This window comes from Candidatus Uabimicrobium helgolandensis, assembly GCF_041508025.1.
Taxonomy (GTDB): domain Bacteria; phylum Planctomycetota; class Uabimicrobiia; order Uabimicrobiales; family Uabimicrobiaceae; genus Uabimicrobium; species Uabimicrobium helgolandensis.
The window spans coordinates 8165796-8189659 of the sequence record NZ_CP165719.1 but is presented as its reverse complement, the minus strand read 5'-3'; the positions used below and the strand labels follow the sequence as shown (position 1 = coordinate 8189659).

Below are 23864 nucleotides of genomic sequence, written 5' to 3'. Positions count from 1 at the left end.
TGCTTGACACACTAAACATCTGGACTACACCTTTGCAAAATTTTCATTAGAGGTAGAGGAAAAAAAATGAATAAGAAACTTGTAATACTATCAGCTGTTGCTGCTGTACTCGCTGTAGGTATTCTTATAAAGAATAAAATGCGAACAACCACAAGCGTAATAGAACAAACAGATGCTAAAAAAGTTTTGGGTGATGATTTTTTAATTGCAGATATAAAACAAATCGCTCTATATGACGGAAGTAAAGCAGAAAACAAAGTTGAAATATCTCATCGGGATAGTAAGTGGTTTGTCAGCTCATCTTACAATGCGCCCGCTAATGAGAAAAAAATAATGGAGTTTTTGAACGAATTCAAAAAAACTTTTGGTGAACTTCGTTCTAGCAATAAAGATTTCCACGAAAGATATAAAGTAACAGATAAAACAGCATTTCATTTAATTATCGAATGCAAAGAAGGAAAACAGCATTTTTTAATTGGTAAAGGTTTAGACCAAGAAAGTTGTTTTTTACGCAATTCTGAGAATGAAAAAGTATATCGCGTGGGAGGAGAACTACGGTCTAAACTTGATTTAGCACAAGATAACAATGATTTACGCAAGGATACTTGGATTGAAAAAGTTATTCTGCAATTAAAGAAAGACAAGATCAATAAATTATCTCTTACTTATCCAGATAAAAAGTTTGTTTTAAGCAAGGTAGAAGTAAAACAAGAAGAAAAAAAAGATGAGAGTAAAGATAAGGAAGGCAAAGAGAAAAAAGCCAAACCGAAAAAGAAAACTTACGTTTGGAAATTGACTTCTGGTGGTTTTGGTCGTGACTTTAAAGACGAGTATAGAACAGGTCTACTCGATACTTTATCTGAGTGTAAAATCTCTGACAGTGTTGATCCTTCAAAAAAAGCAGAATATGGCTTAGATAAGCCGAGGTTTCGTTTAGAAGTTAATCTTAACGATAAAAGTAAGTACGCTATTGTTGGAAGTCACCCTAACCCAAGTGGCGTAGGATATTGTTATTTAGAAAGTAAACCAAATTTGGTTTATGAGCTTGAAGAATGGCGTTTCCGCGATATTTTCAAAAATGGTAACGATGTTTTCGAACTTCCAAGTTTAACATTAACAAAAGATGATATCACTCAAGTCGATTTAACTACCGCTGATGTAAAAATTTCTTTCAATAAGCAAGAAGACAAAAGCTGGAAAGCAAATAGTGAAGGTGAAGTTGACAAAGATGTGATTGATGACCTTTTGAGTGCGGTAAGTAAAATAGCTCCTCAAGATTATACTGATGCTACAGACAAAGCAAGTTTAGGGTTAGATGCTTCGCAAAATATTCTGACTGTAACGTTAAAAGATAATACAAAACATTCTGTATATTCTGGAAGTAAAAAGTCTCCCGTTGTTGATGGTATTTATATCGGTGTAGACGAGAATAAACCGTTTACTGCGATTAGTAACGATGATCACAATAAGCTTTTTCCTAAGCGCATTTTGAAAGAAAAAGTCGAAGACAAACCACAAGAAAGTGAAAAAGTCGAAGACAAACCACAAGAAAGTGAAAAAGTCGAAGACAAACCACAAGAAAATGCAAAAGTCGAAGACAAGGCACAAGAAAGTGAAAAAGTCGAAGACAAACCACAAGAAAGTGCAAAAGTCGAAGACAAACCACAAGAAAGTGAAAAAGTCGAAGTTAAAACTGAGACTCAAGAAAAAGCAGACGAATCTCAAAAATAGATCTATTAATCTTTATGCGATGCTCTCACGTCGCTTGTAAAGCAAGATGAGGGCATCACAATTCGCAACCATTTTGTTTTTTACAAAAGGGACACAAGCAAAGTGAGGGATCGCAAAAAGACGATATACTCTAACTAAATTCGCAGAGACACAAACGAGACTCTGGATTAAGAAATATAATTACACCACTTAATTTTCCTTCCTTCGTGAATCGAAACATATATGAATGTTCAGCAAATATATAAAGAAATACAACAACTCATACCGATTATTATACCTCTTACAATTGCGCAAATTACTTATGCTTCGATTGGTGTTATAGATGCGGTGATGGCTGGTAATGTTAGTGCTCTTGATCTCGCAGCTATTTCTGTTGGTGGTAGTGTCTGGTTTATTACAACGCTTTTTATTAGTGGTGTCTTGATGGCAATTACTCCCAGCGTTGCGCACTTGCGCGGAGCTGATAACAACGAACTTATTCCTAGTGTGATTCAGCAAGGTTTGTGGTTAGCTATTTTTCTAGGTGTGGTTGCTATTTTTATTTTACAAAATGCCCATTTGTTTTTAAAGTGGATGAAAGTTGATCCAGAAATAATTCCTTTAGCGACGAAGTATTTATATGGAATATCTTGGGGAGCACCTATTTTAAGTATTTTTTGTGTGCTAAGAGGTTATTGTGAAGGACTTAGTTACACAAAACCTGTTCTTGTTGTGTCTATGGTAACTCTTGTTGTAAATGTGTGTGCTAATTATGTACTTATTTATGGAAAATTAGGGTTTCCCAAATTAGGGGGGGCGGGATGTGGTTGGGCTTCGTCCATTGCTCTAGTTATTAGCACGATAGCTATATATTTTTATATTCGTAAAGATGCTTATTTGGCATCTATTCGTTTATTCCAAAAATGGCATTTACCAAACTTTGCAGAGTTATCTAAATTGATTCGTTTAGGTTTACCTATTGGCGCTTCTCTTCTTGCTGAAGCAAGCTCTTTTTCGATGGTGGCCATTTTTGTCGCTTCGATTGGTGCCAAAGTAGTTGCTGCGCACCAAATAGCAATGAGCGTCTCTTCTATATTATTTATGTTGCCACTTAGCGTAGGTTTAGGAGCAACCATACGCATTGGGCATAATCTTGGAGAGAAAAAATTATATAAAGCAAAAGTGACTTGCGTCGCAAATCTGTTTTTAGCATTTTTTACTGCGATAGTAAATGCTAGTATTATCTATTTTTTTGCGCACCCTATTGCCGATATATATACAAATGATCCTATTGCTATGCAATATGCAGTTGAATTGTTATTTTATTCTGCTTTATTTCAGATATCAGACGCAATTCAAGTGAGTGTTCTTTGCTCTTTACGTGGTTATAAAGATACTAAAATTCCAATGATAATAACTTTTTTTTCTTATTGGGTTGTGGCAATTCCCATTGGGTATTTTTTGGGGTTATGCCTAGAAAAACCACTAGGAGCATCTGGTTTTTGGATTGGGCTAGTAAGTGGTCTCACTACTGCAGCTTTTTTATTAAGTTTACGTTTATACTTTATTACGATAAAATATAAATAGAGACATTCTTAATATCTTAATACAAAATGTAATATGTAAAAACGCATAGCGTTTATAATTCTTGTGATCTACCACTTTACGCTGTATTAGCGGAGTTTACTATGAAAAAGAAAATACTGCCCATTGCTGCTTCCGTGCTTTCTGTAATTTTTATTTCTATGCTTTTGAAGTACACAGTATTTGCAGATTCGAAAATATCTGTTTGGCAAAAAAAAATTATATCGTCTGTACCACAAAATAAAGCTTTTCTTAATCAAGGTTTGGCTAAATCTATTAGCAAAAAACAACAAATCCCTGGAGAGTTTGTTGAGTGTTTTTCTTCTGTTTCTCCTGAGATTAGAAGAAATGCTCTTGCTGTTTTGGAAAACTTTGCAGATACATTTCCCGACCAAGAAACGATCAATGAAATTTTGCACATTACATTAGAGGATGAAGATTCTCAAGTGCGGTCAAAATCAGCGCTTGCTTTACTTCGAAATAATAATATTCAAATAGATATAGTCAAGCGTATATATAATCTAGAGCAAAGTAAAGAGGTACAATGTTATCTCGGAGGTATAATTGGCCTGTCTTTAAAAGCACGCGATATTTTTGTTTTGCGGGAACACCTAAAAAATGATTCTGAGTATATGCGTAAGGTTCTTGAAATATACACTACTTGTCATCAATCGCTGTGGAGTTCACTTAAGACAGGAGAAATTGCTGCTGTTGTTGCTGATATTGCACCGGTTTTAGAAGAAACGACATTAAAAAAAGAAGTTAGCGAGTTTTTACAACATATTACAAAATCAACTACGGCTTATACAACCAAGAAAAAATGGTTTTATTGGGTGAATTCTGTATATAAAAAACATATCGCTAATTCTAGTGAAGAGCAACTTAAAGAGCAGTTTTTTGACGCAAAGATTAGCAATGCTAAGCGATTTTCTATAGCAAAACAGCTGAAACTATACCCAAATGATATTTCTTTGTGTTTGGAGGAATTTCTTAAAAGTGAAGGCCAGTTAGATTATGTATTTTCGCAAATAGATCAAAAATACTATCGCTTTTTTATTAAGTTTGTGCATCTTCGTTATAAAAACTCACGTTACTTAGTTGATTTTTTGTTACGAAAAAGCACTGTTTTTTGTAATGATTTTTTAATTGAAAACATGGATTCACTGTTAGAAGACGAACGACAAATACTTTTACAGCAAATTCAGCAAAATCCTGAACAGTCTACTTATGAAGTCACTATTTTTGATAATGGTGCGCAAATTCAAATTCTAAAAAGTAGTAATTATCTACCAAGCTTTAGTGATATACAAAATAATAATTCAGATAGTAAAAATACAATAAAAGAACAACCAAAAGAAATTAAAGTTACTCCAGTAAAAAAAGTAGAGCCCTCAGAAAAAAATACCAAAGAAAATATACTGAAGAAAAAATATACCACAACACAAACTTATTTTCCACAGCAACCGATTATACTGGAGAGCTCTCAAGGTGTTGGTGCTGTGACTGAAACAGCTGTTTATGATCTCAAGGCCAGTGCTATTGTTGATTGTGGAGAAGTGCAAGTTACTTTAATTATACCAGAAAGTGTCTCATATTTACGTAGTAAGCCGCGCGCAGAAATTAATGGACGAAAATTAACATGGAAATATGATATTATCCAAAAAAATAAACATGAAAATATGCGCGTATGGTTTGTTCCTAACAAAGCAGGAGAGCAATCGTTTTTTTCTTTTGCTAAAGCCACCCCTATTACACGTAGCTCCATGACATTTGGACAACCGCAAATAAAAATAACTTTGGAAGGTTCAGAAAAAGAGAATTTTCAAAGCCCTTTTTCTTACAAGTTACAGATTCATAATTTTGGTTCAGCGAAAGCGAATAAAGTTATGGCTTCTTTCATTTTGCCGAAGGGACTATCGCATAAAAGTGGATCAACATTGCCCTTTCCAATAGGTACCTTGCAAGCAGCAGAAACTAAAACAATTGAAATTGTTGTTCGTGGCGTTTTACCTGGGAATCAGTGCTGTGAAGTAGAAGTTACGAGCTCTAACCACGAGACTGTTAATGCAAAGTCTTGTTGTCAGATACAGCATGAAAATTTTGCAATTTCTGTTGAAGCGCCTGACGAGCTTACTGTGAATGATGGAGGGCTCGTTACTATTACTGTTAAAAACACCGGAGGCTTGGATCTAGAAAACATTTACATTCACGCCGATTTTGCGCAAGGTAGTCAAATCATATCTCACGATATTTCTGATGTGAAAAAGATTGCCAATACCTTATCGTGGACGCAAGGTATATTACCTGCAGATGAACAGATCACTTTTAGTGTTCTTACTACATCCTCTCAACAAGGAAAACAGTGTATCAAGGTTGAAGCTATCTCGAACTCCAATAAAGAAAAAGTTGAATCTTGTATTGATTGGCAAGAAGCTCCAAAGCTAAAGGTAATTCACAGTAGCATAAATCATGAAGCTTCGCTAGGAAAAGAGTCTGTTTTTAAAATCATCGTCCAAAATATAGGAAATGTCGAAGCAAAAAATGTAAAAATAACTGTTTTGCCTTCATCGCAGCTTCAATATCAACAACAACAATTTGAAATAGATAATTTGGGAGCTGGAGAAGAAAAGCAAATTGAAGTGAAGGTTACGGCCTTACAAAAAGGTGATATTAAAAGTATTGCCCAAGTAAAATGCGATGGTAGTGATAAAGCCGAAGATTGTGTAACTATATTTGTTAAAGATTAATCTGAACAAGGCGTTAGCAGTTGTAATTTCAGGAGGTAATAAATGGATAATGAAGAAAAAAACTCGCAAAAGCCAAATATGAAAATGGTTATTCTTTCAGTTGTAGTGACCACTTTAGTGGCATCTTCTCTTACATATGTTCGCAGGTCTCTTGCAGAACCAAGTGTTCCTAATGGTGTACCAGTGGAAAAACGAGATCAGTATATTGAAGCTAAGAAACATATGGATGCGGGACGTAAATCGATACGTAAGCATAAACTTGAAGAAGCTGTAAAATCATTTAAAAAAGCAATTAAAGTATATCCTAGAATGAAGGAAGCTTATATTAGTATTGGTGATATATATCAAGTATACAAAGATTATGAAAAGGCCTTGCAAGAGTATAGCCGTGTTCTCAAGGTAGACGACAAATATGCGTCAGCTTATTTTCGTAGAGGACACTCTTATATGGGGCTCAGGAAGTGGAACAAGGCTATTGGTGAATTTAGTACAGCTATTAAGTTTAAACCGAATTTTATGGAGGCTTACGATGGTCGAAGCCAGGCATATCGTTATCGTGGAGATAAAGAAAATAGAAATATTGACTTTGAGTTATCAATAGATGACTACGAAAAAGCGCGACAATTAGAAAAATCTAATAAATAGCGATTAGATCTCATTTAAAATAATTTGCGTAAAGACTCAAACTCTATTGTGTGTTTGCGCCTACCGGAATAGGTGTTTGTGAGTGTTTGGAAAAACTATTCGAGTTAATGATTTCTGCCTACTTAGAAAAAATGGAGGATAATATGTTATGAAACTAGCGCAAATCGTTAGCGCTTTATTAGAACAAGAAAAACCTTGCCAATTTTTGCTTGCTATATTGCAGTGGGATGCTTTTCATGGTGATAGCAAGCGCTGGCGAGAAATAACGAGTCAGTTTTTCTACCATATTGATCACAAAACAACTTATCAAAAAAAAGCTACGTACTATTTACACCACATTTCGCAAAATAACCGCATCAATATTTCCCGCATACAACAACAAAAAAATCAAACTTGTAAAAATCTGTTACGAACAGAAAATCCAATTACCAAAGAAAACATAAAAAATCACGTTGAACAAAACATCAAACGAGTAGGTTTCCAAGGGCTGAATAATTTATATAAAAGACGAATATTGCCAAAAGAAATTGACGATTCATTGTTTGCTGTTTCGACTTTGGAGAGTATTTGTAAGTGCTTTGTAGTGAGTAAAGAACAGCTTCTTAAAAGTGTTTACAAGGGTGTTTTGCATGTTGAATATCGCTACTCAACGGTAGTATTTAATTATGATGAAGTTTGCAGCTTGTTAGAATTTCGTTGTGAAAGCCAACAATTTGTAGAAACGGTTTCTCCAAGTGCAGAGATTTTGGACCTTGTAAATAAGGGTGAAATAGTCGCAACTTATCGTAATAAAAATTTTTATATATTGAAATCCGATTTAAACTTTGAATATCCTGAAACTATAAATTTCCCCTCAAATTTTTTACCTACATTAACCTCAAATTCTTTACCTAGTATAGATAGACAAACGTCTTCTCTAGTAACGACAATTCAACAAGACTTAGGACTTAAAGTTACAGTTTTCTACTCTTTTGAAAAAGTACTGAAAGAGTTACGGTTAGAAGAAAATGAGTTAAAGAGACTTGTTTCCGAAGGTGAAATTAGAGCTTTTCGCGATGAAGGCAAAATGAAGTTCAAAAAGTCTGACATCGATAACCTCAAAATGAGAAGAATGCTCGAACCAACCATTATTCTTCCGTCTGGAGAACCCGATGATTCTTCGGAAGACGATGAAGTTCTTTTAGTAGAAGAGGATACTTCTGAAACCTTACTAAATATAAATGATTTGGATTTTAGCTCTACGACAGTACCAACGGTTGACTTTTCTTCTTCTGATTTTGATGATTCTTCATACGCGTCGGAAACAATTACAGAAGAGCTTACGTTTGAAGAAGATAGTGGCTCCTATGTTCTTGAGTCATCAGACGATGTTCTTACTGATTCAGGTGAAGTTTTAGATGTCAGTGGTGACCCCAGTGGCGAAACTTTTATAGAATCTGATACTGGGCTACAAGCGGAGCCTTTGGATATAGACTCTGATATTGAAAATGCTGATTTTGAAGCAGATTTCGCAGACTCTTCACCTCTGCCAGGAACAATTACAGAAGAATCTACGTTTAAAGAAGACTACGTTATTGAGCCTATTGATTATTCAAGTCAACCTTTTGATGTTAGTAGTGAAACTGGAAGTGCTGATTTCGAAAAAGATTTTGCCGATTCTGCTGTAGATACTAGAGGCTTTGATATTTTTGGGCAGCCAGATCAAGCTCCTAAGGATGAAGATGATATTACAATATCAGAAGAAGGTGAAGGGGCCGTTGATATATTTTTTCAGTCGAATTTAGATAAGATAGCTTCGACAGATGAGATAACTTTGACGGATAAAACTTTTATAGAATCAGATACGAGTTTCTTTAACACTTCAACTGATGGCAATACAGCTTCCTTAGATGATTTTTTTAATCCACCTGACTTAGCGTTTGATATACAACAGATTACTGATGATCAAAACAAGATCGATTTAGAAGGTTTAAAACACCCTCCAGATGATACGTTTGGTATGACACCAATAGGCGATGCTATTGAATTAAACGAAGAAGATCAATGGCTAGTAGATAGTGATGCTTCCAGAGAAAGCCAGGAATGGGATTTTGATTTTGGCCCTCCGAGTTCGCAGCAGCCTAAGTCTGAACCGGATTCTAAGCGTTCTAGCCGTAGAGCGCCCTCTAGAAACTTGGCAAGGGTGCGACGACGACGCGTTGTCACACGCAAGCACAAAAGTCGATCAATCATTTCTACGATGATTAAGGTAATTACTTTCGTACCAAAAGTAGTGGCTGGTATTACAGCCGCTACTTTTTTGTATGTCTTTTCAACAGCGGCTTATGTATTCGTTGTGGGTTTTATTATATTAAAGAAAATAACCGCCAGCATAGTTAACGTAATAAAGAAACTACTATTGTGGTTAAGAAAAAAAAGCATAAAAACAATCGCTGGTATAGAAGTGCCGTTATTCGAATCTTTATTGAGTGAAGATGCAGGGCGACCAGGAATATTAGAAAGAACAATTGCTCAATCGAAAGCCCTTGTTTCTGTATTTCAAATAACAATAGGTTTGCGAATAGTTGCCCTCATCAACTTATTTGATAATCTTTTAGAATTTGTGGCTGGATATATTAACAGTATTTATCGCACATGGAAGATAAGTAAAAGTGTTAAGAAACGTTTAGCTAGACGAGATAATAAGAAACAAATTCAAGGGATTTGTGATGAACTGCACATTGTGCGTTATCAAATTTCTAGATTACTGTGTTTGCCTCATTTTTGTCCATACCAAGGGCAACAAAATTTGGATGAAATAATGGCCCTTGAATTGGTTTTAGAAATACGCTACCGTTTAGATGAAATGAAGCGCGATTTATCAATTCTAACTGTAAAGGGAATGAAAAGCACAGCCAAAAAATCGCTATGGGATTTTATAAAAAGCTTTATTCCAAATCCTACGGAATTAATAGTTCCGTGGAAAGATTTCTTTATTTTTATGTTTTTTATGAAATATTCGAGGCGTGATTTGTATGTTATGTACTCTGAAGTACTAATGAGCTACGATTATATTATTATAAATTTAGATTCAAAAGAGCAATTACCAATAGAAAAATATGAAAAAAATATAATAGCACAAGTCAATAAAGTCTATCAACAAAAAGATATAGAAGCACATATAGAAGAATGTCGTTTACAAATCCAGCGTATCATTCAAATGTTAGCTAATGCACATAAAATGATTGAATTGCGCCACTTTACATTAGAAGATCTGTGGTTAGAGTGCAAAGTAAATCGCAATGAAAATTACCATCTAGCAACACGCTTTGCTCTCGAGTGGGAAAAAAGGGTGAATCGTTATGTTGAGGCTCACATAAAACATAAAACAAAGTGGTACAAATACGAGAAAGTATTATTTAATAGAAGATATCGTTTACAAAAAAAATTAGCTGCGAAGTTTATATAAGTGACTTGACAAAAGGTAAATACTTTTGGCAGGTCACTTAGTACAATATTATTTGAAATAATTTTGGGAACTTTTTACGATTTAAGACGACAAACATTTTGGTTTTGGTTCTTTGGTCGTATTGGGACTTTGATTCGTTTTAGTGGTCAGCAATATCGATTTTCTTTATTTTCAGGTTTATAAAAAAGAGAGGTTTTCTTATGAAAATTTATGCGTTTGTTTTGTTATCTGTGTTTATTCCAGTTTTGACGTTGGCAAAGATTGTGCCTCCCAAACCAGTTGTGCCTATAGTTCACAATGGCATAGAATACAGCGCCCCTCATAATCATATGGGATGTATTTATGCTAAAGATGTGGAAACAAAAAGAGTGGTGTGGTGGAAACAGGTTTATGTTGTAAAGTACAATATCCATTTAGAGAGAGATGTACAATATGTTTTTATTACAAGTATAAAGATAGATGGAATACATCTTATTGTCACTAATAGTAGAAATAAGACATATAAATTAAATATAAACACCTTTGAGGTCTCAATAACAGGGCTTCACGAGAATTTGCTCGGAGCGTGGCTGCATTGGCAAGGAAATACTTATTTTCGCGAAGGAACAAAAGAATTTCCTCCAAGTCGCTTTCGTATGAAGTATACCTTTAATAAAAATTCTTGTGAACTTTTGACTCTTGCTGCAAATGATGCTCATGGTACGAAGTCAGTAACTTGGCGTGTTGATTCTTGGGGGTTAGTGCGCATATTCCACGGAAAAAAATTAGTAGAGTATTTAAAGGTCAAAAGCGTGACTGGAAATGAGCTTTCTATCCAAAAAATAGATATTTCAACTCCATTGAAGGATCTAGCTAAAAAAGATGAGATGCTAAATATTGTCGATTCATGGTTAGAAGAACAAAAATTAAATGCTTATGGAGATTCTCAAGACACCATGTATATGGGAGGGAATCCACTCTTTGATCAAACAACAGGAATAAGGAGAGATCGCTTAGAATACTTATTAGAGCGCTTTTCTCATCTTAAAATGATGGTTCGGGCGAAACTCGTCAAGTAATTTTCACTTGCTTCCGCACCAATCAGGGCATTCTATTAATTGTGTTTTCTGGTTCTCTGAACTCATGCACCACAGTATCATATTGAGCCTTTCTCCGCTTTTAATATCCTGTGCACTGTGACGATGTTTACCGCGATGTAATATAGCATGTCCTGGTTGGTGGCGAACATATATCTCCTCTGCTTTTTTTGGCGAAGTTTCTTGGCAAAATGCGCAGCGAATACCTCCAAAATAAAGGTCGCCACCTTCAAATTCATTTCCCAAACAGATATTCACAGTAACATCACTTGCATCAACGTGAAAATCAAGAGACACATCTTTCTCTACAGCATATTCAACAGTGAAACTATGGTGATAATCAAGTGTTGCTCCACCGATTTCTGGGTATACAATCGAAGTTATTGGTTTTATATATTTTATCATGAGCTGATTTAGGCAATCATATAGACCAAAATCACCTAGTACAACACCATAATTGTTCATCGAGTTTGGTAAGCGTTTTTCGATACTATTTTTCCTACACCATTTATCAAAGTGCCGCACCTCAGCAATAAATTGATTGCAAAATTCTGGTGTAAATATCTCCCATGAGTAAATTTGTGGGTATATTTCGGTAACAGCGTCCAGGGGATTTGTGTTTTTTTCTATTACTTCATAAAAAGATTTCGATAGATTTTTTGTGTCGAAGTTATATAAATAAGTGTGTAGTGGTTGGTAGTTTTGTTTTACAAAAGAAACGTACTTTTGATAAGACTGGGAATCTGTAATTTTTGACATGATATTCCTTTACTTAGGGATGTGGCTGAAAATAATTTACCAAATTTTACTTAGCATTTTTTTGATGTAGCCATGTTCAGCTAAAAAATTTCGTCCTTTTTCAAAGTTGCCAGAAAAGTAGAGCATAGAAACTAATGCTGTTGTCATAATTTCTGAATTAGTCATTTTAACTTGAGGATCTTCTACAATCTTGAGTGCTTGTGTTATTTCATCACATATACAGAAAACAATTATAATTTCTTTTTCCATGACTTTCTCCTTATTGTTTTTCCTACTTTAAGAGAAGAGTCGTTATAACAGTATAAGAAAACGATGTGTGCAATTCGATTTTTAAGGTTCGTGGTCGTGGATCGATATTCCATGTGCGAAAATTAGACTATTAACTTTGAAAGCATACAAATTATTCTATAGAATAGTTTTTTCTTTTGAGTCTATTATTTGGGCTATCTTGGCAACATCGAATACTGCACTACATTCATTTGCTGATGCTCTTGCTATAGAGAAAAACCTTACTTTCTCTTTTTTGCTAAATTTGGCATTGCCTTCTGCTATATTAAGAGGGACTCAAGGCGATGCCCTTTTTAGCTGATCCTTTAAATAGCTGTAACCTGATGGCATTTTCTCCATCACATTAAATGTTTCTTTTGTATATTCTAGTGATACTTGATATACATCTAATTTTTCATGATTAAAATTCATTGCATTACCCTTACTTCGTGCCATATGCCACGACTGCGTCTCACGAGATTCGAACCGCGCACATCGAATTTGTAAGAGTAATTATACCAGACTATACGACAAATTTTATAGGTCGCAACTTGGGTTATTATACTTGTTTGTAAAAAATTTTTGAAAGGTAAAAAAATGATATATCGCTTAGCACTATTTTGTCTTTTTTTTATAACATTTCTTTATTCTCAAGCAACTGCTGTTATTGAAGAAACGGGACAAAAAGTAGTTTTATTTGAAAATGGAACTTGGCAGTATGTTACCGAAGGTCAAACTTTTAAACAAGTTTTTGGTGAATGGCAAAAATCTATAAAAGAAAACCAAATAGAAAAATACAATATGTATTGTACTAAAGGCTTCATTGAAAGTCACGTCGACAATGCTGAGAGATTTTTCAGACAGGCTGTGCGTAAAAAATTTGAATTAAAGATTTCTCATCAAAGACAAAAAAATTCTAGAGTTGTACTCGATGTTGAAATTTATCGAAATAACCGTCGTGTGGATAAAGTGTATTTGTACTTAGTACAAAATAATAAAAGTTGGTTAATTGATGGGCTTAGTGAAAATAAACAAATAACAAATCTTTTTTTGGAAGGAAATATTTTTGGGCATTTTCATCCCGAAAATTTACCTTCTTTACCTGAGTTAGATGAGTTAGGAAAAAATCTCGCACATCTTCACGAAAAGAAGAAAGAGTTAAATGTAACAGGAGATTTTGTCGGCGAATTTTCGCAAAAGAAATACTCTTTTAAAAATGCTCATTACTCCTCAACATTTGGTAAAGGGGTTTTAAAATTTGAATTTAAAAGCGGTGATAAAGGTGGACGCGAGCAAGCTTACTTTTTTGTAAAACGCGGAAAAGATAACTGGGGAATATACCGTAAAAGTTCTTGGATTTCTATTGATGATTTTTTTGATGATGCAAAGCATTAATAATCTCTAAATAGGAACCATCTTAATATAAAAAAAATTTTTTGTTGCCGGAATGATAAAGTTATCCGTAATAAAGAATATAACCAACGTTAACATGTAGACCTAGAGGAGTATAAACTCCTCTAATTTTCAATCCTCATTTCTCTGAAACACCCGTATTTTAAGAAATCTCTCCTCTTTTGATAGTAAAGATATCTCAAGTTTTCGAAACCATAATTAAGATGAATGTAGACACTTATTCACTTAAACTGGTACAATATTTCTAATCAGAATAAGTTTGAATAGGAAATATTATGAAAAAAAAGAGTACTAAAAAAAAATTGAGATACAAATTACTCATCGCAGCTGCAAGCTTTACAATCATGTTTTTGATAGGAGAACTTATTTTTTCGTTAATTTTGCCGAACCCTCCACGTCAAGATGATGGTTTTTTTCCATTTATGAAAAGCTCTGTTCCTCAAATTTGCTATGAATTGCAGCCCGGCGCTCAGGGTTGGTGGCAAGGAACATATGTGACAGTAGGTAAACAAGGAAGAAGAGATGATGACGTTGTTGTTGAACGCAAAAAAGGAAATATCCGTATTGCAGTTCTTGGCGATTCTGAAACTTTTGGTCTTGGTGTTATTGATGAAGATACTTATTGTGAACAGTTAGAGAAACTATTAGCTAAAAAGTATTGTGAAGTAATTAATTTTGGTGTTGTTGGCTATAATACAGAGCAGGAAGCGGCTTTATTAAAAAATAAAGTGTTGAAGTATAAGCCTGATATTATTATTGTTGGTTATGTTCTTAATGATCCTGCGCCTCCTTTATTTTATAGACCTAAAAGAGGTGGTGTCAAAGATCCGCAACCTGCTATTTTGAGGCTCTATTCATGGGCTTTACAGAACTCTAATTTGTTTTTATGGTTAAAAACTAAACTACGTAATATTTCTTATCACTTTGGTATTGTTAATTCACAAAGAACCCGGTACTTACATAATCTTTTTGATAAAAAATCAAAAAGTTGGCAAAGAAACGAACAAGCGTTACAAGAAATACAAGATACAGCTAAAAATAGTAATATACCTGTAGTACTGGCAATATTCCCAATGATTGTTAATTTAGACGCATCTTATCCTTATACTGCGATCCATGATCAGGTGAAAACAGTGGCAGAAAAAAAAGGAATGAATGTTGTTGATTTACTTCCTCATTTTTTAGGGCATAATCCTACTGATTTACATGTCGATCCCGTTTATGATGCTCACCCAAACAAAAAAGCACATCAAATAATTGCAAATGTTTTGTACGAATTTATGATTGCTAAAAAAATTATTAAAGGATTTTAAAGTGAAAAATCTAACGTGGTTCTTCGATTTTATTTCGCCTTTTGCCTATCTTCAATTTGAAAGTTTTAAAGAAAAACTTCCACAGGATGTGAATATTGAGTATTGCCCAGTTTTATTTGCTGGTTTTTTGAAACATTGGGAAAATAAAGGACCTGCCGAAATCCCAAGTAAGAGAATTTTTACTTACCGTTATGTTAGTTGGTTAGCTCGTCGTAAAAACGTTACTCTAAATATGCCAGCCATACATCCTTTTAACCCGCTAGTTTTGTTAAGACTAGCTCTTTTTCTTAATTGTGAAGAAAGTGCTATTCGCGAAATTTTCTATTTTGTATGGCGTGACGGCAAAAGTGTTGATAGTGCCACCGATATTGACTGTTTGTTTCAAAAGTTAAACGTTAATAAAGAGGATATTACCAGCTCTATTGTGAAAGAAAAATTATATAGCAATGGAAAAAGAGCAATCGATCTTGGTGTTTTTGGTGTACCAACATTTATTTGTGATAATCAAATTTTTTGGGGACATGATAGTACTGAAATGCTTGTTGATTATATAAATTCACCACAAATGTTTTTGGACGATAATAGTATTGCGAATATTCCAGTTGGAGATATAAAAAATCGCCCGCGATAAAATGTTTACACTTAAATTTTTGGTTTAGCTTTGAGACGAAAAAGAAGGCCGTGAAATCGCTTAGAGTGAAAAACAATAATATAGCCAATGACAGATCCTATAAAAACGAATGGGTATAAATACGGGAAATGAATATATATAAAATTGACATATACAATCATTGCTAAATCAAAATAATAATGAAGTTTTACGCGAATAATGGATATATCATATGGAGATTTTTTTGAGAATAATAAAGGAACAACCATACCTGGTATTCCACATTTAGTGGTGTTATAGAATGGACACCTGCGACATGTAGTGTTAAATGTATCGTATGTCCATAAAGACACGACTACAGTGGTGATGATTCCGTAGATTGTTGACAATAAAAATGATAAATAAATTGTTCCGAGTAAAAATGGTGGAACTCCTAAACCAAACCACGCGGTAAAAAATTTTCTGCTTTTCCAGAATTTCGACATCTTACCTCTCCTGTTCTGTGTTCTAACTATGTATCATTTTAATCCAAGTTTTTCTTCAATAATATAATGACTAAATTGGTTTTTGGCATTCACAGAGTTATTGGTTTTTGCTGAATGATTAATGGGATTATTTTGCGGGATTTCTAATTGAATTTTTGTATTTGCCGGAGTTTTTTGTTCCGCAATAAATTTTTCAATAGTATTAGCTTGTTGCTGAGTAATAAATTTGAGACTTACAGCTACTTGACTTAAAGAAGTCTCTGTTCCTTGTTTAATGGAATTCTGTTGAAATAATTGGCATTTTTTTAGATCTTTATTTCGAATGATGTTTAGCTCTAGTACTTTTTTGGCGAATAATGTATCTTTATTTTGCATTTGCGGTACCTTTTGAATGATTTTTACCATTTGGCTTTTTCTGTAAAGAAGTTGAGGCATTCCAAATGCGAAAAAAAGAATTATTTCCCAATATTTCTTTATCGTCGCTTCCACTCGTAGCTACTTTATCGCCTTTTCTATCAAAAGCACAAAAAGTAAGGACTCCTTTGGTTTTTAAAGAGAAATATGGATTGATTTCCTTGTTTGTGTTTAGTTGAGCAATTTTTATTGATAGTGGCCAAAAGTGAATTGATCCGTCTTTTCCACAACTGATCATTCGTGTATTCTTTCTATCTTTGCTTATATATAAAGGTTTATGTGTATGTCCTATAAAATTAGCACTAGGCTCCAACAAGGTATTACCATCAATTTCGCGTTTGACAATTTTGTTATCGCGGGTTAAAAAAATGTAATTTCGGTCTGTTTCTAAATCATTGTACAATAAACATCTGCGATTTTTTTGTTCATTTTCGAGATGAAATATTTTTTTTAACTTCATTGTATTTGTATCGATTATATAGATCCAATTTCCTTCACCAGTAATTGCCGCTAAGTTTTTACCGTTCCAAGAAATATCATTAAAGTTTTCTTCTGTGTCTATTTGAAATTTTGCTAAGTAAGGATCTTGGTTCTTGAGATCATTTATTTTGTATATTTTTTTAGTAGATACAGTTCCATTCTCTAGTAAATCTAAACTATGAATACTGGCCTTGTCTCCTACTACGATAATACGTTTATCACCGTTAACTAGCGCGAATTTTCTTATGTGTGATTTGCTTATGTAGTATGTTTTTTTACGTTGTGATTTTTCTAGGTCCCATAAAATAATTGAACCATCGAAGCCAGAAGTGTATAAATTACCTTGTTTACTGAACTGAGCATGAGTTATCGCTGAAAAATGTCCTGCTAACGTTTCCTTTTTTTTACCTGATAAGCTATCTATGAGAACAATGCTAGCTATTTGACCGAGCACTAGAGTATTTTGCTTAGGGTGAAATACTGCTATTTTAGAAGGATGCTTTAAAAACCCTTTTATTCTTTTTGGATAGGCTTTTGCCCAAAATTTGACTCCATCTCCCCCAGAAAAAATGTTGTCTTTTGAGGAGAAGGCACAAGTTTTTGCTGTGTCATGTCCCGTAAGGGTTTTTTGCCATTTTAGTTTTACAATGTTTTTGCCTTTATTTTTGGTAATAGAAACAGAATAAACAAGAATTTGGCCATTGTCTGTACTAATGGCTAATTTTTTGCCGCTAGTGTTAAATGAAAAACTACTAATACGGCTCTTAAGTCGCTCTTTTTCTATATATTTTTGACTGGCTGCTTTTTTTCTTAGATTAGGGTTCCAAACATTTTGATCCCAAAAATACAAATTATACTCACTTGCACTTATAATAATTTCCGGATTACTAGGGTGGATTGCACATTGTTGAATACGAACGGGGTGTGGACCAAAAAAACGCACCTGTCCAGGGTGAAAAGTATAAATATAACCGTCTTCACTTGCACCTATAATATTTTTTCCTAAATAACAACTTGTAAAGCCAGCTCTAATAATTTCTGGAATTCTAGCTCTACTGTTGATCACTTGATAGGCTTTGGGAATAGAAAATCTTTTTATTATTTTTTTATTAATAACATTAATAACAATCAGCGATTGGAGAAAAGACTCTTTTACCACAACGAGGTGGCTAATTGTTTGTCTTGCTACAAGTAGTTTCGTTCCATCTTTATTGAAAGAAAGGTCTTCTATTTGTTGTTCCTCGTCAGGGTTCGAGACTTCATCGTTGGGAGCTACTTTTTGTGCTAAGGTTTTTCGGGTTTTTTCCAGTGTTTTTGTATTTGCAATATAAACGTTTCCTTTGTTATCGCCTACAGCTACCCATAGACCATTGCTACTGATAGCGCCGCAATTAAACTCTATTCCTGGCCATAGTATTGTTTTTGGTGTTTTTTTGTTAAGGTTATGTAAGGCAACTGAGTCATCATAGACGATGACTATGTAATTGTTACGGCTGATAGCAATGTCTTTTATTTGTTTGCCGTTATTTAATTTTGATAGATAATGATCTACTTCAAGATGGCCACGGTTTTTTTGCCAACGATATTCCCAGAAGCTTTCGGCATTTGGCTTATTTTCTTTAGCTCGTTTTAGAACACTACTTGCGTCAGCGGTTTGATTTTCATTGTTGTAGAAATCAGCAAGGATTATGTTTGCTTTGTATGAAGCTTCTTTTTCTTGTTCAGCAGATTTCTCAGCATCTTCTTTTGCTTCATCAGCATCTTTTCTTGCCTTCTCAGCTTCTTTTCTTGCAGCTACAGCTTTTTGTCTTTGTTCTTCAGCATATTCTTTTGCTTCTAGAGCTTTTTCTTTTTGTTTTTCAGCATATTCTTTTGCTTCCAGAGCTTCTTCTTTTTGTTTTTCAGCATATTCTTTTGCTTCTAGAGCTTTTTCTTTTGCTTTCAGAGCTTTTTGTCTTTCTTGGTCGGTAACATAGATATAGGAACATATTCCGGCTAATAAAATTACAATTAAGGACGCAAGAATGATATAATGTTTTCTATGGCGAAGTATATTTTTTTTAATGCGAATCCATGTTGTGATTGGTTGTGCGTGAACAGGACGATTATGAATAAAATTTTTTAGGTCTTTTGCTAATTCTTCGGCGCTTTGGTAACGTTTTTCAGGTTTTTTATGTAAGCATTTTAAACAGATTGCTTCTAGATCGCGAGGAATATCTGGATTTAGAAGGCGTAGTTCTACAGGATCTTTTGAGAATATTTGGAACAAAAGATTCATTGAGTTTTCACCTTGGAAAGGTGGTCTTTTGGAGAGCACTTCATATAAAGAAGCACCAAGAGAATAAATATCACTGCGTGTATCTACGTCTTTGCCATTTGCTTGTTCAGGTGACATATAAACCAGTGTGCCAAGGACATTTCCAGTTCGAGATAATTGTTCTTCATTTTCTATATCTTTTGCTAAACCAAAATCCATAATTTTTGGCTCTTGGTTATTCTCCATCATAATATTTACTGGTTTTATGTCGCGGTGAATAATACCTTTTTGGTGAGCGTAATGTAAAGCTTCCGAGCATTTAGTCATAATAACTGCGGCTTTATGGGGTGATAAATTTTTACTTCGTATTAATGATGAAAGAGAGCGGCCTTCAATGAATTCCATTGTAAAATAATTTTGTGGGTCTGTTCCTATTTCGTAAACCTCTACGATATTAGGGTGTTTTAGTGATGCTGTAGCACGCGCTTCGTTTAAAAATCGTTGCACTTGTTTTTCACTCAATGCTCCTGAGCCAATAATTACTTTTAATGCCACACTACGTCGAAGTTTATTATCGCGGACTTTATAAACAGCCCCCATGCCTCCTTCACCAAGTTTCTCTTCGATAATATAGTGGTTAAATTTATCACTGGTGTTTATTGTGCTGCGTTGGTGAATTCCGACCATGCTACTTGTAAACAAAGCTGAATTATCAGGAGTACTACTCTTTTTAGGATTTGTTTGTATTTTGCTGATATTTGGAATATTTTGTTTCTGAGAAATTAATTTTTCTATTGCGTCGGCATGATTTTGAGTAATAAACCCTAAGCGCGTCGCAACTTGACTTAAAGAAACATTCTTTCCTTGCTGAACTGATTGTTGCTGTACAACTTGACAATTTTTCATGTGTTGTTTGTCTATAAGACGTAGTTCTAGTGCTTTTCTAGCGAATAATATATCTTTATTTTCCATTTATACACCTTGATTAAATGTTTACGTGTATTTTATTTTTTTTCTAAAGAAGTTGCGGCATCCCAAATATGAAAAAAAGAGTTGTTCGTACCAAGGTGCGTACCATCGTCGCCTCCGCTAGTAACTATCTTGTTATTTTTTGAATCAAAAGCGCAAAAATTAAGCACTCCTATGGTTTTTAAGGCAAAATATGAGTTGATTTGAATATCTTTATTTTTCTTTAGCTGAGTAGCTTTCGCTGACAGTGGCCAAAAATGGATAGATCCATCTTTTCCACAACTAATCATTCGTGCATCGTTTATGTCTTTGATCATGTACAAAGGTTGGCGCGTATGCCCAATAAAAGTCGCAATGTGTTGTAAGGTATTGCCGTTAATTTTATGTTTAGTGATTTTGTTACTACGAGCTAAAAATACATAGTTATCATCTGTTTGTGCATCATAAAATAATAAACATTTTCGATATCTTTGTTTATTTTCAATATTCAATCTGCTTTGTAACGCCATCGTCTTTGTATCAATTAAATATAACCATTTTCCTTGACCAGTTACTGCCACTAAGTCTTTGCCGTTCCAAGATATGTTTTTAAAGTTTTTTGGATTATCGGAATACTCTAATCTTACCAAATTAGGGTTTAAATTCTTGAGGTCATTTATTTTGTATATTTTTTTATTGGAGATAGTTCCATCTTCAGATATATCTAAGCTATAGACACGACCATTATTTCCTACAGCGATGATTCGCTTTTCGTTGTTGACTAATACGAATCTTTCTATTGGTAAGTTGTTAACATGATATGTTCTCACACGTTTAAATTTCTCTATGTCCCACAAAATAATCGCACCATCGAAACCAGATGTATATAAATGCCCTTTTTTGCTAAATTGGGCATGTGTAACGCCTGAAAAGTGTCCCGCCAATCTAGTTGAACCGTTTCGACTGATTTTTTTTCCTGACAAACTATTTACAAGAATAATACCGCCTGGCTGGCCAAACACTAAAATATCTTGTTTCGGATGAAATGCTGCTACTCTCGAAGGGTACGGTAGAGATTTTCTAATTGTTTTTGGATATATTTTTTCCGGCCAAAATTTAACCCCATCTCCTCCTGAAAATATATCTCCTTTTGCTGAAAATGCGCAAGCTTTTACGACTGCATGCCCTGCAAGTACTTTTGGCTTTTCTATTTTCAAAAGAACTTTACTTTTTTTATTAACAACGGTGATAGGGTAAACGTAAATTTCTCCACTATCGAGACTTACTGCTAATTTTTGGCCGTTAGCATTAAATTGAAAACTACTAATGCGACTGTTTAATCTTATTTTTTCTATATATTTTTGGCTGAGTACTTTTTTTCTTAGATTAGGATTCCAAATATTTTGATCCCAAAAATATAAATTATATCCACTTGCACTTGCGATAATTCTTGAGTTCTTTGGGTGGGTTGCGCATTGTTGAATGCGATTTTGATGTGGGCCAAAGAAGCGCACTTGATCAAAGTGAAAAGCATAGACATATCCGTCTTCTGTTGCACCAAGTATATTTTTGGCATTTTTATCTAAGTGGCAGCTTGTGAAGTTAGCATTGACAATTTCTCCCGAAATCCCATTTTGAGAATTGATGCTTTGGTAGGCTTTTGGTGTAGAAAATGTTTTGGTTATTTTTTTCTGAACAACATCTATAAGTAAAAGAGATTGTAAAAATCGCGGCTTCAGTGAAGCCAGATAATTAATTGTTTGTCTAGCAACAAGTAGTTTTGTTCCATCTTTATTAAAAGAAAGTTCTTCCACTTGTTGTTCATAATAAGGAAATCTTACTTTATCGTTTGAAGCTACTTTTAGGGCGACAGGTATTGTTATCTTTTCGAGAGTACTTGTGTTTAAAATATAAACGTTTCCTTTTATATCGCCTGCTGCTACCCACATACCATTTTGACTTATAGTACAACAATTAAAATTGGCTCTTGACCATAACTCTGTTTGCGATATTTTTTTGTTAATACTACCTAAAACAACCATTTTTCTATAGGCAATGACGATATAACCATTACGACTAACAGCGATGTCTATTACCTGTTTATTGTTATTTAGCTTTGATAGATAATGGTCAACTTCAAAGTGACCGCGATTTTTTTGCCAACGATATTCCCAGAAATTTTCAGCATCAGGCTTATTTTTTTTGGCTTGAGCTAGAACATTGCTAACATCAGCCATTTGATTTTTGCTATTGTATACATCGGCAAGTATTATATTTGCCCTATATAGAGCTTCTTCAGTATCTTTTCTTGCTATTTTTTCGGCTTTTGTAGCTTGTTCTGCGATTGCTGTAGCTTTTTCTGCAGCTTTCCTAGCTATTTCTTCCGCTTCCATTAATTTCTCAGCTTCTTGTTTAGCAATTACCGCTCTTTCTCTTGCCTGTTTCGTGACAAAAATATAGGATGATACGCCTATCGTTAGTGCCACGAAAAATAGCGCAAGAAATATAAAGAATGTTTTATTGCGACGTACATTCTTCTGAAAGCGAATCCAGGTTGTTATTGGTTGCGCGTTAACAGGACGATTATGAATAAAATTATTGAGGTCTTTTGTTAATTCTTTTGCGGTTTGATAACGTTTTTCTGGTTTTTTGTGTAAGCATTTTAAGCAAATCGCTTCTAGGTCGCGAGGAATATCTGGATTTAGGAGACGTAATTCGACGGGCTCTTGTGCGAAGATTTGACAGAGGAGATTCATCGAACTTTCACCTTGAAAAGGTGGCCTTTTTGAAAGAACTTCGTATAAAGAAGCACCAAGGGCGTAAACATCACTACGTGGGTCAACATCTTTACCATTTGCTTGTTCGGGGGACATATAAGTGAGAGTACCAAGCACATCTCCTGTGTTAGACAATTCTTCATCATTTCCCACGTCTTTTGCTAAACCAAAATCCATAATTTTTGGTTCTTGGTTGTTTTCCATCATAATATTTGATGGTTTTATATCGCGATGAATAATCCCTTTTTTATGGGCATAATGCAAGGCTTCAGAGCACTTGATCATAATAATCGCAGTTTTGTGAGGTGACAAATTTTTACTGCGCATTAATGAAGAAAGAGACCGGCCTTTGATTAATTCCATGGTAAAATAATTTTGCGGCTCTGTTCCTATTTCATAAACTTCAACGATGTTAGGGTGTTTTAGTGATGCTGTAGCGCGCGCTTCGTTCATAAATCGTTGTATTTGTTTTTGGTTTAATGCTCCTGAACCGATAATTACTTTTAGAGCTATGCTACGCCTAAGTTGATCGTCGCGAACTCTGTAAACTGCTCCCATGCCTCCTTCACCAAGTTTTTCTTCGATAATATAGCGATTAAATTTATCATTGGTATTCATGATGCTACGCTCATGGATTCCGATCATGCTATTTGTAAATAGCGCTGAACCGTTAGGGATACTATTTCCTTGAAAACCTGTTTGCGTTTTGTCTAAGGTTGATGGGTTGATTTGTTCTAAAAGTAATTTTTCTACCATGTCAACATGCTGTTGAGTCATAAATCCTAAATGCACCGCAATTTGGCTTAAAGAAATTGTCTTTCCCTGTTCAGCAGACTGTTGTTGAATAACATAGCAATTCTTAAGATGTTGTTTGTCTATAAGATGTAGTTCTAGAACTTTTTTGGCAAATAGTATATCTTTATTTTCCATC

The 23864-nt window shown here is 34.4% G+C and carries 17 protein-coding genes; 9 read left to right on the top strand and 8 right to left on the bottom strand.

Annotation, left to right across the window (positions count from 1 at the left end):
• Nucleotides 1-66 precede the first annotated feature (66 nt).
• From UABHE_RS30170 to UABHE_RS30145, 6 genes are all read left to right on the top strand, one after another.
• Entirely contained in the window at nt 67-1731 is a 1665-nt protein-coding gene (locus tag UABHE_RS30170; RefSeq protein ID WP_372367108.1) for a DUF4340 domain-containing protein, read from the top strand.
• A 222-nt stretch (nt 1732-1953) separates the two neighbouring features.
• Entirely contained in the window at nt 1954-3297 is a 1344-nt protein-coding gene (locus UABHE_RS30165) for an MATE family efflux transporter (RefSeq protein ID WP_372367107.1), read from the top strand.
• A gap of 101 nt (nt 3298-3398) precedes the next feature.
• The gene (locus tag UABHE_RS30160; protein ID WP_372367106.1) at nt 3399-6041 is read left to right on the top strand and encodes a CARDB domain-containing protein; all 2643 of its coding nucleotides are present in this window, start codon (nt 3399-3401) and stop codon (nt 6039-6041) included.
• A gap of 42 nt (nt 6042-6083) precedes the next feature.
• Nucleotides 6084-6686, top strand: a complete 603-nt coding sequence (locus tag UABHE_RS30155; RefSeq protein ID WP_372367105.1) for a tetratricopeptide repeat protein — start codon at nt 6084-6086, stop codon at nt 6684-6686.
• A 148-nt stretch (nt 6687-6834) separates the two neighbouring features.
• Nucleotides 6835-10134: a helix-turn-helix domain-containing protein gene (locus UABHE_RS30150; RefSeq protein WP_372367103.1), complete on the top strand. Its 3300-nt coding sequence runs from the start codon at nt 6835-6837 to the stop codon at nt 10132-10134.
• A 200-nt stretch (nt 10135-10334) separates the two neighbouring features.
• Complete coding sequence (locus tag UABHE_RS30145) at nt 10335-11192, top strand: hypothetical protein (protein WP_372367101.1); 858 nt, start codon at nt 10335-10337, stop codon at nt 11190-11192.
• A 3-nt stretch (nt 11193-11195) separates the two neighbouring features.
• Here UABHE_RS30145 and UABHE_RS30140 read toward each other — a convergent pair whose 3' ends face one another.
• The 4 genes from UABHE_RS30140 to UABHE_RS30125 form a co-directional block, all read right to left on the bottom strand.
• Nucleotides 11196-11969 carry a prolyl hydroxylase family protein gene (locus tag UABHE_RS30140; protein ID WP_372367100.1) on the bottom strand — a complete coding sequence of 258 codons (774 nt, stop codon included), beginning with the start codon at nt 11967-11969 and terminating at the stop codon, nt 11196-11198.
• Nucleotides 11970-12005: 36 nt separating this feature from the next.
• Nucleotides 12006-12218, bottom strand: a complete 213-nt coding sequence (locus UABHE_RS30135; protein WP_372367099.1) for a hypothetical protein — start codon at nt 12216-12218, stop codon at nt 12006-12008.
• A 156-nt stretch (nt 12219-12374) separates the two neighbouring features.
• Nucleotides 12375-12521: a four helix bundle protein gene (locus tag UABHE_RS30130; protein WP_372371697.1), complete on the bottom strand. Its 147-nt coding sequence runs from the start codon at nt 12519-12521 to the stop codon at nt 12375-12377.
• 12 nt (nt 12522-12533) lie between these two features.
• The gene (locus UABHE_RS30125; RefSeq protein WP_372364459.1) at nt 12534-12668 is read right to left on the bottom strand and encodes a hypothetical protein; all 135 of its coding nucleotides are present in this window, start codon (nt 12666-12668) and stop codon (nt 12534-12536) included.
• Nucleotides 12669-12833: 165 nt separating this feature from the next.
• On the opposite strand from UABHE_RS30125, the gene UABHE_RS30120 reads away from it, so the two are divergent.
• From UABHE_RS30120 to UABHE_RS30110, 3 genes are all read left to right on the top strand, one after another.
• Nucleotides 12834-13631: a hypothetical protein gene (locus UABHE_RS30120; RefSeq protein ID WP_372367098.1), complete on the top strand. Its 798-nt coding sequence runs from the start codon at nt 12834-12836 to the stop codon at nt 13629-13631.
• Nucleotides 13632-13924: 293 nt separating this feature from the next.
• Entirely contained in the window at nt 13925-14962 is a 1038-nt protein-coding gene (locus tag UABHE_RS30115) for an SGNH/GDSL hydrolase family protein (protein ID WP_372367096.1), read from the top strand.
• A gap of 1 nt (nt 14963) precedes the next feature.
• A complete protein-coding gene (locus UABHE_RS30110; RefSeq protein ID WP_372367095.1) occupies nt 14964-15593 on the top strand; it encodes a DsbA family protein in 630 nt (209 codons plus the stop codon).
• 11 nt (nt 15594-15604) lie between these two features.
• Here UABHE_RS30110 and UABHE_RS30105 read toward each other — a convergent pair whose 3' ends face one another.
• From UABHE_RS30105 to UABHE_RS30090, 4 genes are read right to left on the bottom strand one after another with little or no spacing between them, the layout of a single operon-like run.
• Nucleotides 15605-16057 carry a hypothetical protein gene (locus tag UABHE_RS30105; protein ID WP_372367094.1) on the bottom strand — a complete coding sequence of 151 codons (453 nt, stop codon included), beginning with the start codon at nt 16055-16057 and terminating at the stop codon, nt 15605-15607.
• A 33-nt stretch (nt 16058-16090) separates the two neighbouring features.
• Nucleotides 16091-16432 carry a hypothetical protein gene (locus UABHE_RS30100; protein ID WP_372367093.1) on the bottom strand — a complete coding sequence of 114 codons (342 nt, stop codon included), beginning with the start codon at nt 16430-16432 and terminating at the stop codon, nt 16091-16093.
• On the bottom strand, nt 16422-20180 hold the full coding sequence (locus UABHE_RS30095) for a protein kinase (RefSeq protein WP_372367092.1): 3759 nt from the start codon (nt 20178-20180) through the stop codon (nt 16422-16424). The genes UABHE_RS30100 and UABHE_RS30095 overlap by 11 nt, the downstream gene beginning before the upstream one ends.
• 32 nt (nt 20181-20212) lie before the next feature.
• On the bottom strand, nt 20213-23863 hold the full coding sequence (locus UABHE_RS30090) for a protein kinase (RefSeq protein WP_372367090.1): 3651 nt from the start codon (nt 23861-23863) through the stop codon (nt 20213-20215).
• Nucleotide 23864: the final 1 nt, after the last annotated feature.